We start from the raw sequence: 11,599 nt of genomic DNA, 5'->3' as shown, positions 1-11,599 counted from the left end.
AATCCGGATCCGGTACCCCGGCCCTACATCACATTGCTTTTATTCAGGTTCGGCGCACCGAACCCCTGCACTCGTTACTTGGCGAGCCGCACCAGCTCCGCCGCCACGCGCTCGGTGGCGTCCGGAATGGCGACCGCGCGCGCTTTCTCGGCCATGGCCAGCAGCGTCTTGCGATCCCAGCTCGCCAGCAGTTCAGCCACCACATCGGCGTTGAACTGCGGCTGTTCGATAATCTTCGCCGCGCCGGCTTCTTCCAGCGGACGCGCGTTCCAGTACTGCTGACGGTCCTTGTGCATGAATGGCACGAAGATCGCCGGCAGCCCCGCCGCCGCGATTTCGCTGACGGTCAACGCGCCGGAGCGGCAGACCACCACGTCGGCCCAGGCGTAGGCGGCGGCCATGTCGTCGATGAACTCGGTCACCTTGTGCTGCGTCTGCCCTACCCTTTCGTAGTCGCGCAGCACCGTTTCCAGCGCGCCCTTGCCAACCTGATGACAGAGCGTAATTCTATCGCCCAAACGCGCCGCGACTTCAGGAACTGTCTGATTCAGCACGCGCGCGCCCTGACTTCCGCCAATCACCAGCACGCGGATCGGGCCTTCGCGCCCCTGCAACCGCTCCGCCGGCAACGGCAGCGCCAACACGTCGGTGCGCACCGGGTTGCCTACCACCTCGGCGTTCGGGAACGCGCCGGGGAAGGCCTGCATCACTTTGGCGGCGATGCGCGCCAGCCAGCGGTTGGTCAAGCCGGCGATGCCGTTCTGCTCGTGCAGCACCACCGGGATGCCGCACTGCCAGGCTGCCAGGCCGCCGGGGCCGGAAACGTAACCGCCCATCCCCAGCACCACGTCCGGCTGATAGCTGCGCATAATGGCTTTCGCCTGACGCACCGCCTGCCAGATCCGCAGCGGCGCAGTCAGCTGGGCCTTCAGGCCTTTGCCGCGCAGGCCGGAGATGCGGATAAAATCAATCTCGATCCCGTGCTTCGGCACCAGATCGGCTTCCATTCGGTCTGCGGTTCCGAGCCAGCGCACCTGCCAGCCCTGCGCCATCAGATGATGCGCGACCGCCAGCCCCGGGAACACGTGCCCGCCGGTACCGCCTGCCATCACCATTAAACGCTTAGGTTTCCCGCTCATCCCTTACCTCTTCACAAACGCCTGAGCCTTGGTCAGGCGCGTTTCATAATCAATTCGCAGCAACAGCACGATGGCCGTCGACATAATCAGCAAGCTCGAACCGCCGTAACTGATCAGCGGCAGCGTCAGACCTTTGGTCGGCAGCATGCCCGCGGCGGCGCCGACGTTAACCAGCGCCTGGAAGCTGAACCATACGCCGATCGCGCAGGCCAGGAAGCCGGAGAAGCGTTGGTCGATCTCCAGCGCGCGGCGCCCGATGGACATCGCGCGAAAAGCGACGAAGAATACCATTAACAGGGCTAAAACCACACCGATATAGCCCAGTTCTTCACCCAAAATGGAGAAGATGAAGTCGGTGTGTGCTTCCGGCAAATACTCCAGTTTCTGCACCGAGTTGCCGAGCCCCTGTCCCCAGAACTCGCCGCGGCCGAACGCCATCAGCGACTGGGTCAGCTGGTAGCCGCTGCCGAACGGATCGGCCCACGGGTTCCAGAACGACGTCACACGGCGCATACGGTACGGTTCCGCGATGATCAGCAGCACCACGGCGAACACGCCGGAGCCGATGATCGCCAGGAACTGCCACATTTTCGCGCCGGCCAGGAACAGCATCGCCAGCGTGGTGATGAACAGCACCACCACGGTACCGAGGTCCGGCTGCGCCAGCAGCAGCACTGCCAGCACCACCATCACGCCCATCGGCTTGCAGAAGCCCCAGAAGTTGCTGCGTACCTCTTCCACCTTGCGCACCAGATAGCTCGCCAGGTAGCAGAACAGCGACAGCTTGGATAGCTCCGCCGGCTGAATACGCAGAGGGCCAAGCGCGATCCAGCGCGAGGCCCCGTTCACCGAACTCCCCACCACCAGCACGATCAGCAGCATCACGATCGACATCAGCAGCATCACGTTGCTGTAGCGCTGCCAAATCTCCATCGGGACGCGCAGCGTCACCAGCGACAGGCCGAACGCCAGGCCGAGGTACAGCGCGTCGCGTTTGGCGAACAGGAACGGATCGTCCGCCAGGCGTTGGCCGATCGGCATCGACGCCGAGGTCACCATCACGAAGCCGATAATCGCCAGCCCGAAGGTCAGCCACAGCAGGGTGCGATCGTACAGCACCATGTTGACCGCGTCGTTGTCGCGCGCGCCGGTCACCCAGTCTTTCAGCCGTTCTGTCAGCCCGAAGTTCGGCAAGCGTAGTTTCATCCGCCAAGCTCCTGCGCCAGGCGGGCGAACTCATCGCCACGCACTTCAAAATTACGGAACTGATCGAGGCTGGCACAGGCCGGCGACAGCAATACCATGTCGCCAGGCTGTACGCGGCCGGCGATGGTGCGCATCGCCTGCTCCATGGTCTCAGTCAGCGTCGCCACCTCCGGCCGCAGCTGTGCCAGCTGGGCGCCGTCGCGGCCAAAGCAGTACAGACGCACGTTGTCGCCCTGCAGGTAGCGCGCCAGCGGCGAGAAATCGGCGGACTTGCCGTCGCCGCCCAGCAGCAGATGCAGCGTACCGTCTACCTGCAGGCCGTTCAGCGCCGCTTCGGTGCTGCCGACGTTGGTGGCTTTGGAATCGTTGATCCAACGCACGCCGTTGTGCTCCCAGGCCAGCTGGAAGCGGTGCGCCAGGCCGGTGAAGGTGGTCAGCGCCTTCAGGCTGGACGCGCGCGGGATATTGACCGCATCCGCCAACGCCAACGCCGCCAGGGCGTTGGTGTAGTTGTGGCGGCCGGTCAGTTTCATCTCGCGCGTATTCAGCACTTTCTCACCGCGCACCCGCAGCCAGGTTTCCCCCTGCTGGCGGTTCAGGTGATAATCGCCGACGTCCGCACCGAAGCTGACGCAGCGCTCGTCGGCGCCGCGCACCGGCATGGTCAGTGCATCGTCTGCGTTCACCACGCACACGGCGGCGTTTTCATACACGCGCAGCTTGGCGCCGCGATACTGCTGCAGGCCGAACGGATAGCGATCCATATGATCTTCGGTCACGTTCAGGATGGTCGCCGCCGCCGCCCGCAGGCTATACGTCGTTTCCAGCTGGAAGCTGGACAGCTCCAGCACGTAAAGCTGGCATTCCTGACGCAGCAGGCTCAGCGCCGGCAGGCCGATATTGCCGCCCACGCCCACCGCCCAACCGGCGGCTTTCGCCATCTCGCCCACCAGGGTGGTGACGGTGCTTTTGCCGTTGGAGCCGGTGATCGCCACGATCGGCGCCTGCGCTTCACGGCAGAACAGTTCGACGTCGCCGACGATTTCCACGCCGGCATCCGCCGCAGCGCTCAATGCCGGGGTCGCCAGCGCGACGCCCGGGCTGGCAACGATCAGATCCGCCGCCAGCAGCCAGTCCTGATTCAGATCGCCCAGATGGCGCTCCACGCTTTCAGGCAGTTTGTCCAAGCCTGGCGGCGCGATACGGGTATCCATCACGCGCGGCGTCACGCCGCGCGCCATGAAGAAATCGACGCAGGACAGGCCGGTGAGGCCCAACCCGATGATGACGACTTTTCTACCCTGATAGTCTGCCATGATTAACGCACCTTCAGCGTTGCCAGGCCAATCAGCACCAGCATCAGCGAAATGATCCAGAAGCGCACGATAACGCGCGGCTCAGGCCAGCCTTTCAATTCATAGTGGTGGTGAATCGGCGCCATGCGGAAAATGCGTTGCCCGCGCAGCTTGAACGATCCCACCTGCAGGATCACCGACAGCGTCTCTACCACGAATACGCCGCCCATGATCACCAACAAGAACTCCTGACGCAGCAGCACCGCGATGGTGCCCAGCGCGCCGCCCAGCGCCAACGAACCGACGTCGCCCATAAACACCTGGGCCGGGTAAGTGTTGAACCACAGGAACCCGAGGCCGGCGCCGACGATGGCGGTACACACGATCACCAACTCACCGGCATGACGCAGATACGGAATATGCAGGTAGTTGGCGAAGTTCATGTTACCGGTCGCCCAGGCCACCAGCGCGAAGCCGGCCGCCACGAATACCGTCGGCATGATAGCCAGGCCGTCCAGGCCGTCGGTCAGGTTGACCGCGTTGCTGGTGCCGACGATCACGAAATAGGCCAGCAGGATGTACAGCAGGCCCAGCTGCGGCATCACGTCCTTAAAGAACGGCACAACCAGCTCGGTGGCTGGCGTGTCTTTTCCTACGGCGTACATGGCGAATGCGACAATCAGCGCAATCACCGACTGCCAGAAATACTTCCAGCGGGCGATCAGCCCTTTGGTGTCCTTACGCACCACCTTGCGGTAGTCGTCGACGAAGCCGACGATGCCGTAACCCACCAGCACGAACAGCACGCACCAGACATACGGGTTGGACGGGTAAGCCCACATCAGCACCGAAATGGTGATGGAGGTCAGGATCATGATGCCGCCCATGGTCGGCGTGCCGCGCTTGCTGAAGTGCGACTCGGGGCCGTCGTTACGCACCACCTGGCCGAAGGACATTTCTTGCAGGCGCTTGATCACCCGAGGGCCCATCCACAGCGACAGGAACAGTGCGGTCAGCAGGCTGACAATGGCTCGGAACGTCAGATAAGAAAAGACGTTGAAGCCTGAGTAATACTTGACCAAATGCTCGGCCAGCCAAACTAACATGGTGCTTTCTCCTGTAACGCGCGTACTACCTGCTCCATTGCGGCACTACGTGAACCTTTGATTAACACGGTAATGACCGCATGTTCCGACAGTAATTCCGCCACGCGCGCGATCACTGCTGTCTTGTCTTGATAATGTTCGCCGTTACCGGACGCCTCGCTCAGCACGCGGCTCAAACCGCCGACGCTGATCACTTTATCGACCCCGGCCAGACGGGCGGCTTCGCCCACCTGACGGTGGCACTCTTCCGCTTCCGCACCCAGCTCGGCCATATCGCCGACCACCATCACGCGGTAGCCCGGCATCTCTGCCAGTACCTGCGCCGCCGCGGTCATCGACCCGACGTTGGCGTTATAGCTGTCGTCCAGCAGCAGCTTGCCTTCGGCCAGCGCCACCGGGAACAGCCGCCCCGGTACCGCCTGCAGCTGTTTCAGCCCCTGACGCACCGCTTCGAGGGTGGCGCCCACCGACATCGCCAGCGCCGTCGCCGCCAGCGCGTTGGCCACGTTGTGGCGCCCCGGCAGCGGCAGCGCGATCTCGGCGGTGCCGAACGGGCTGTGCAGCGTGAACTGCGTGCCTGCACCGTTCACCCGCACGTTATCCGCGAAGAAGTCCACGCCTTCGGCAGCCTGCGGCGAGAAGCGCCAGACGGTTTTGCCGCCCAGCATGCTCTGCCAGTGCGGCCAGTCGTTGTTGTCGGCGTTGATGATCGCCACGCCGTCGGCCGGCAGGCCGGTAAAGATTTCACCTTTCGCCTGGGCGACGCCGGCCAGCGAGCCGAAGCCTTCCAGGTGCGCCGCCGCCAGGTTGTTCACCAAAGCGGTCTGCGGACGCGTCAATGCGGTGGTGTAAGCGATTTCGCCAATATGGTTAGCGCCCAGCTCTATCACGGCAAAATCATGCTGCGGCTCCAGACGCAACAGCGTCAGCGGCACGCCGATGTCGTTATTGAAGTTGCCAGCGGTATACAGCACTTCGCCGCATTCGCGCAGAATGGCGGCGGTCATTTCTTTCACCGAGGTCTTGCCCGAGGAACCGGTCAGCGCCACCACGCGCGCCGGCACCTGCTGACGCACCCAGGCGCCAAGCTGCCCCAGCGCCAGACGGGTGTCTTGCACCACCAGCTGTGGTACGTCCACCAATAAGCGCTTACTGACCAGCAGCGCCCCGGCACCTGCGGCTACGGCATCCGCCGCAAAGTCGTGAGCGTCGAAACGCTCGCCTTTCAGCGCCACAAACAGGCAACCGGCGGTCACCTTGCGGGTGTCTGTCGTCACCTCGACAATTTGGCAATCGGCGCCGATCAATTCAGCGCTCAATACCTCAGCCAGTGTCTGAAGAGAGACAGGGATCATGCCAGCACCCCCAGCAGTCGGGCGACCGTCGTGCGGTCGGAGTAATCCAGGCGGCGGTTGCCCACCAGCTGATAATCTTCGTGGCCTTTGCCTGCCACCAACACCACATCCTGTTCCTGCGCCTGCATGATGGCGCTGGTCACCGCTTCGGCACGGCCGTGGATCACCAGCGCCTGTCCGGCGTCCAGCAATCCGGTCAGGATGTCGTTGATAATCGCGCGCGGCTCTTCGGTACGCGGGTTGTCATCGGTGATCACCACGCGATCGGCGAACTGCTCGGCGATGCCGCCCATCAGCGGACGCTTGCCCTTGTCGCGATCGCCGCCGCAGCCGAACACACACCACAGCTGCCCCTGGCAGTGCAGGCGCGCGGCTTCCAGCGCTTTCTCCAGCGCATCCGGCGTGTGGGCGTAATCCACCACGACCGTCGGTTTGCCCGGCGCGTTAAACACTTCCATGCGGCCGCAGACCGGCTGCAGGCGGCTGCCGGTTTCCACCAGCGCCTCCAGCGGATAGCCCAGCGACAGCAGCGTCGCCAAGGCCAACAGCAGGTTGCTGACGTTGAAAGCGCCCATCAGGCGGCTTTCGATCTCGCCGTCGCCCCAGCTGGAGCTGAAACGAACGGTGGCGCCGTTGTCGTGATAATCGACCGCCGTGGTTTTCAGCCAGCGGCCGTGGCCGCCCGGCTGCAGGTTGCCCTGCATCGTCACTGCCACCGCATCCGGCAACTTGCTCAGCCAGCGCTGACCGACTTCATCGTCGGCATTGATGATCGCCTGCCCCACGCTGTGGGCGGCGAACAGCGACCATTTGGCCGCCTCGTAATTGGCCATGTCACCGTGGTAATCCAGGTGATCGCGGCTTAGGTTGGTGAAGACCGCCGCGGCGAACGGCAGCGCCGCCACCCGGTGCTGCACCAGACCGTGGGAAGAAACTTCCATGGCGGCGAAGGTCGCGCCCTGTTCCGCCAAATCGTTTAATACGTGTTGAACATCCACCGCAGAACCGGTGGTATTCTCGGTCGGACACACCTGGCCCAGCAGGCCGTTGCCGACGGTGCCCATCACCGCGCTGGTTTCGCCCAGCAGTTGGCTCCACTGCGCCAGCAGTTGAGTGGTGGTGGTTTTGCCGTTGGTGCCGGTTACGCCGACCAGACGCAGACGCTCGCCCGGCTGGTGGTAAAAACGCCCGGCCAGCGCGGAAAGGCGCTGGTTCAGTTGGCTCAGGTAGATCACCGGCACGCCGTGCATTTCAACGATGGCACCGTCTTCGGCCTGACCGTCAGCTTCGGCGATCACGGCGGCGACGCCCTGCGCGATGGCCTGCGGAATATAGCGGCGTCCATCCGTTTGATGGCCGACAACGGCGACAAACAGATCCCCGGCAGCCGCCACACGGCTGTCTAATGTCATTTCCCGCAGCGCGCGCCCGGGTGCCGTCGGCACCCACGGGGCGAGTAAGTCGCGCAAATTACGATCTGCCACCTGAACCCTCTTTCTTGTTAATCACTAATTCGCTTTTGTCACCGGTAGGCAACGCGTCAGGCTCGACGTTCATGGTACGCAATACGCCGCCCATGATGGCACCGAACACCGGCGCGGAGATTGCGCCACCATAGTATTTCCCACCCTGCGGGTCGTTGATGACGACCACCAGGGCAAAACGGGGGTTACTTGCCGGCGCGACGCCGGCGGTATAAGCGATGTATCGGTTGACGTATTTGCCGTCCGGGCCCACTTTTTTCGCGGTACCGGTTTTGATGGCGATACGGTATCCCTTGATGGCGGCTTTCACGCCGCCGCCGCCCGGCAAGGCCACGCTTTCCATCATGTGCACCACGGTGCGCACCAGAGGTTCAGGGAAAACGCGTTCGCCGGCGACCGGAGGGTCAACCTTGGTGATCGACAATGGGCGATACACGCCCAGGCTGCCGATCGTTGCATAGACTCGCGCCAACTGTAACGGAGTTACCATCAGCCCGTAGCCGAAAGAGAAGGTGGCCCTCTCTATGTCAGACCACCGTTGTTTTTTTGGGTATATGCCACTGCTTTCTCCGACCAGCCCCAAATTGGTCGCTTTTCCCAGCCCAAAACGAGAGTAAGTATCTACTAACGCTGAGGACGGCATCGCTAACGCCAGCTTTGAAACACCGACGTTACTCGACTTCTGCAAGATCCCGGTCAATGACAGCTCCGAGTACCGCGCCACGTCTTTGATCTCGTGGCCCTGAATGCGGTACGGGATGGTGTTCAACACACTGTTTTCTCTCACCACGCCGTTTTGCAGCGCGGTCATCACCACCATCGGCTTCACGGTTGAACCGGGTTCAAAAATATCGGTGATAGCACGGTTACGCATGGTCTCTTTCGGCGTACCGGCCATGTTGTTCGGGTTGTAAGACGGGCTGTTGGCCATCGCCAGCACTTCGCCGGTGTTCACGTCGATCAGCACCGCAGTGCCCGACTCGGCCTTGTTGAACGCCACCGCGTTGTTCAGCTCGCGATACACCAGCGCCTGCAGGCGTTCATCGACGCTCAGCACCAGGTTGTGCGCCGCCTGACTGTCTACGGAGGAAATATCTTCGATGACCCGGCCGAAGCGGTCCTTACGCACCGTTCTCTCGCCCGGTTGCCCGGTCAGCCAGCGGTCGAAGCTCTTCTCGACGCCTTCAATGCCTTGTCCGTCGATGTTGGTCACGCCGATGATGTGCGACGTCACCTGCCCCGCCGGGTAGTACCGGCGCGACTCCTGCCGCAGGTAGATCCCCGGCAGCTTGAGCTTGTGGATGTAGTCGCCGATCGCCGGGTTCACCTGGCGCGCCAGATAAACGAAGCGCCCTTTCGGGTTGGCGTTGATGCGGTTGGAGAGTTGGTCCAGCGGGATGTTCAGCGCATCAGAAAGCGCTTTCCAACGGCTGTCCAGCGTGATACCGCCGCGCTCGTTCAGCTCTTTCGGATCCGCCCACACCGCATTGACCGGCACGCTGACCGCCAACGGACGGCCGGCGCGATCGCTGATCATGCCGCGCGCGGTCGGCACTTCCTGCACGCGCAGCGAACGCATGTCGCCTTCTTTCACCAGACGATCGGGGTTGATGACCTGCAGGTACGCGACGCGCAGCATCAGGCCAACCATCGCCAGCAAAATGCAGCCGCACAGCAACGCAAAACGCCAGCTGACAAAGCTGGCCTGATCTTCCTGGCGTCTCAACTTACCGGGGCGCGCTGCTTTCATGCGTTTCCTTTCTACTCCGTGTCATTATTCCGGTTAAACCATTCATTGTTTAACGATGATATTTTCCTGCGATGGATCAACGTGTTGCATCTGCAGTTTTTCTGTCGCGATACGTTCAACCCGGCTGTGATCGCCGAGGGCGTTCTCTTCTAAAATCAGGTTGCGCCACTCGATATCCAGCGCATCGCGCTCCAGAACCAGCTGTTCGCGCTCGGCGGTCAGCAGGCGGGTGCGGTGCGCGGTGGTCACCACGAAAATCGCGGAGACCAGTGACGCAATCAGTAAAATCATGGGGATCTTGGCGTTGCGCAGCAGGTCGCCGCCAATAACCCCGACCAAACCGTGGCGTTCGTTGCCGATCACGCGGGCATCCTCTCAGCAATACGCAGCACCGAGCTGCGCGCACGCGGGTTGTCCGCCACTTCCGCTTCCGAAGGCATCATTTTGCCCAGCGCTTTCAGCGTTCGCCCGCCCATGCTGCGCAGTTGCTCTTCGGTCAACGGAATGCCCGCCGGCACCTGGGCGCCGCGGCTATGGTGACGCATAAAGCGTTTGACGATGCGGTCTTCCAGCGAGTGGAAGCTGATGATCGACAAACGGCCCTGTGGGGCCAGCACTTCCAGCGCGCCGTCGAGCGCACGCTCGATCTCTTCCAGCTCGCTGTTGATATAGATACGAATCGCCTGGAAGCTGCGCGTCGCCGGATGCTTGTGCTTTTCACGGAACGGACTGGCATCGGCAATCAGATCCGCCAACTCTTTGGTGCGCGTCATCGGCTCCACGCGGTTTCTTTCCACGATGGCGCGTGCGATGCGCTTGGCGAAACGCTCTTCGCCAAAGGTTTTCAGCACCCAAGCGATGTCGTCCGCTTCGGCCTTCATCAGCCACTCTGCGGCGGACAGGCCGGTGGACGGATCCATGCGCATGTCCAGCGGACCGTCGCGCATAAAGGAGAATCCGCGCTCTGCGTCGTCAAGCTGCGGCGAAGAAACGCCCAGATCGAGCAGAACGCCGTCGATCTTGCCCACCAATTCACGTTCCCGCACGTAGTGCGACAACTCGGAGAATGGGCCGTGTACGATGGTAAAACGAGGATCTTCAATAGATTTGGCGGCTGCAATCGCCTGAGGGTCACGGTCAATCGCCAGCAAGCGCCCTTCCGGCCCCAGCTGGGACAGAATCAGACGAGAATGGCCACCGCGACCAAAAGTACCGTCGATATATATGCCGTTGCTGCGGATGTTGAGGCCGTTGACGGCTTCGTCCAGCAGGACGGTGGTGTGTTTATAGTTTTCCAACATGCTTATAGCGACAAGTCCTGTAGCCGCTCAGACAACGGTTCCTGAGTCGACTGTTCAGCGTCAATATCATCCTTGACTTGTTGATACCAGGTCTGTTCATCCCACAGTTCAAACTTGTTGAACTGACCGACCAGCATCACTTCTTTCGTGAGCCCGGCGTGTTGCCGCAGCGTATTGGCTAACAGCAAACGACCGGCACTATCCATCTGACACTCACTGGCATGCCCCAGCAGCAGGCGCTGAACGCGGCGCTCGGCGGGATTCATGCTCGACAGACGTGATAATTTTTGTTCAATAATTTCCCATTCGGGCAAAGGATAAAGCAGCAGGCAGGGCTGATGGAGGTCAATGGTACAGACCATTTGGCCTTGCGATTCCTCGTTGAGCAATTCCCGATATCGGGTAGGTACGGCAAGCCGCCCTTTGCTGTCGAGGTTGACCATCGTCGCTCCACGGAACATTCCTGAGCTACCCCTTAGTGACCGTTTTCACCACTTTACCCCACAAATTCCCACACAATGGAGTTTACGGAGGGTATGAAAACCTTGTCAAGCCAGAGCGCCAGCGCTTTGGCAATATTTCTCTGGTCATTTTGGGAGCTGACTCGCGAAAGAAACTCTGATTATTCGACGATTAAAAATTAACACCATGATAAACGGAGAGAATTTTCTAAGCGGAAAGAATCTGATTAAAAACCTGACGAACTGGCGATTAATTAACTCATTACTTCCTTCTGCAATCCATGTCTCATTTTTCAGCTCGGCAATCTCAGTGCGGTAACCGCTGGCGAGCCGCGCCCGCCAAGGCTCGGCGTTGGGCGAACCGATCGCGGAATAAGGCCATAACTCCTTGAGTTAATAACGCTCAATCGTTATTCACCGTAAAACCGGGCGCTATTTTACTTCAATTTGCATGGCCGTGATGCGGCCGCGATAAAAATAAATGGTTCGGATATTACGAGCA

General features: G+C 61.3%; 10 protein-coding genes. All 10 read right to left on the bottom strand.

Going from position 1 to position 11,599, the window contains the following annotated elements; translation table 11 throughout:
* Positions 1-74: 74 nt before the first annotated feature.
* The 10 genes from murG to mraZ are packed head-to-tail and all read right to left on the bottom strand — an operon-like array spanning position 75 to position 11,097.
* Positions 75-1,139, bottom strand: a complete 1,065-nt coding sequence (murG, locus tag AC4PR2_RS06460) for an undecaprenyldiphospho-muramoylpentapeptide beta-N-acetylglucosaminyltransferase (protein ID WP_197802388.1) — start codon at positions 1,137-1,139, stop codon at positions 75-77.
* Between the two features lie 3 nt (positions 1,140-1,142).
* A complete protein-coding gene (gene ftsW, locus AC4PR2_RS06455; protein ID WP_038873480.1) occupies positions 1,143-2,345 on the bottom strand; it encodes a cell division protein FtsW in 1,203 nt (400 codons plus the stop codon).
* A complete protein-coding gene (gene murD / locus AC4PR2_RS06450; RefSeq protein ID WP_025301569.1) occupies positions 2,342-3,661 on the bottom strand; it encodes a UDP-N-acetylmuramoyl-L-alanine--D-glutamate ligase in 1,320 nt (439 codons plus the stop codon). Before murD ends, ftsW begins: the two co-directional genes overlap by 4 nt.
* Positions 3,662-3,663: 2 nt before the next feature.
* Complete coding sequence (gene mraY, locus AC4PR2_RS06445) at positions 3,664-4,746, bottom strand: phospho-N-acetylmuramoyl-pentapeptide-transferase (RefSeq protein WP_004932782.1); 1,083 nt, start codon at positions 4,744-4,746, stop codon at positions 3,664-3,666.
* Positions 4,740-6,101 (bottom strand): UDP-N-acetylmuramoyl-tripeptide--D-alanyl-D-alanine ligase, encoded by a 1,362-nt coding sequence (gene murF, locus AC4PR2_RS06440; protein WP_049200286.1) that lies wholly within the window; start codon positions 6,099-6,101, stop codon positions 4,740-4,742. The genes mraY and murF overlap by 7 nt, the downstream gene beginning before the upstream one ends.
* Positions 6,098-7,585, bottom strand: coding sequence for a UDP-N-acetylmuramoyl-L-alanyl-D-glutamate--2,6-diaminopimelate ligase (gene murE / locus AC4PR2_RS06435; RefSeq protein WP_033637101.1), 1,488 nt, complete (start codon positions 7,583-7,585; stop codon positions 6,098-6,100). The genes murF and murE overlap by 4 nt, the downstream gene beginning before the upstream one ends.
* Positions 7,572-9,335: a peptidoglycan glycosyltransferase FtsI gene (locus AC4PR2_RS06430; protein WP_004932790.1), complete on the bottom strand. Its 1,764-nt coding sequence runs from the start codon at positions 9,333-9,335 to the stop codon at positions 7,572-7,574. Before AC4PR2_RS06430 ends, murE begins: the two co-directional genes overlap by 14 nt.
* A gap of 42 nt (positions 9,336-9,377) precedes the next feature.
* Entirely contained in the window at positions 9,378-9,698 is a 321-nt protein-coding gene (gene ftsL / locus AC4PR2_RS06425) for a cell division protein FtsL (protein WP_033651674.1), read from the bottom strand.
* A complete protein-coding gene (rsmH, locus tag AC4PR2_RS06420; RefSeq protein ID WP_049200285.1) occupies positions 9,695-10,636 on the bottom strand; it encodes a 16S rRNA (cytosine(1402)-N(4))-methyltransferase RsmH in 942 nt (313 codons plus the stop codon). The genes ftsL and rsmH overlap by 4 nt, the downstream gene beginning before the upstream one ends.
* A 2-nt stretch (positions 10,637-10,638) precedes the next feature.
* Complete coding sequence (gene mraZ / locus AC4PR2_RS06415) at positions 10,639-11,097, bottom strand: division/cell wall cluster transcriptional repressor MraZ (protein WP_025159638.1); 459 nt, start codon at positions 11,095-11,097, stop codon at positions 10,639-10,641.
* Positions 11,098-11,599: the final 502 nt, after the last annotated feature.

This window comes from Serratia sp. A07 (genome assembly GCF_058725505.1).
This window is presented reverse-complemented; position numbering and strand designations above follow the sequence as displayed.

Excerpts from the sequence above, each read along its gene's own strand:
- murG (WP_197802388.1), bottom strand. The coding sequence starts at position 1,139 with ATGAGCGGGAAACCTAAGCGTTTAATGGTGATGGCAGGCGGTACCGGC.
- ftsW (WP_038873480.1), bottom strand. The coding sequence starts at position 2,345 with ATGAAACTACGCTTGCCGAACTTCGGGCTGACAGAACGGCTGAAAGAC.
- murD (WP_025301569.1), bottom strand. The coding sequence starts at position 3,661 with ATGGCAGACTATCAGGGTAGAAAAGTCGTCATCATCGGGTTGGGCCTC.
- mraY (WP_004932782.1), bottom strand. The coding sequence starts at position 4,746 with ATGTTAGTTTGGCTGGCCGAGCATTTGGTCAAGTATTACTCAGGCTTC.
- murF (WP_049200286.1), bottom strand. The coding sequence starts at position 6,101 with ATGATCCCTGTCTCTCTTCAGACACTGGCTGAGGTATTGAGCGCTGAA.
- AC4PR2_RS06430 (WP_004932790.1), bottom strand. The coding sequence starts at position 9,335 with ATGAAAGCAGCGCGCCCCGGTAAGTTGAGACGCCAGGAAGATCAGGCC.
- rsmH (WP_049200285.1), bottom strand. The coding sequence starts at position 10,636 with ATGTTGGAAAACTATAAACACACCACCGTCCTGCTGGACGAAGCCGTC.
- mraZ (WP_025159638.1), bottom strand. The coding sequence starts at position 11,097 with ATGTTCCGTGGAGCGACGATGGTCAACCTCGACAGCAAAGGGCGGCTT.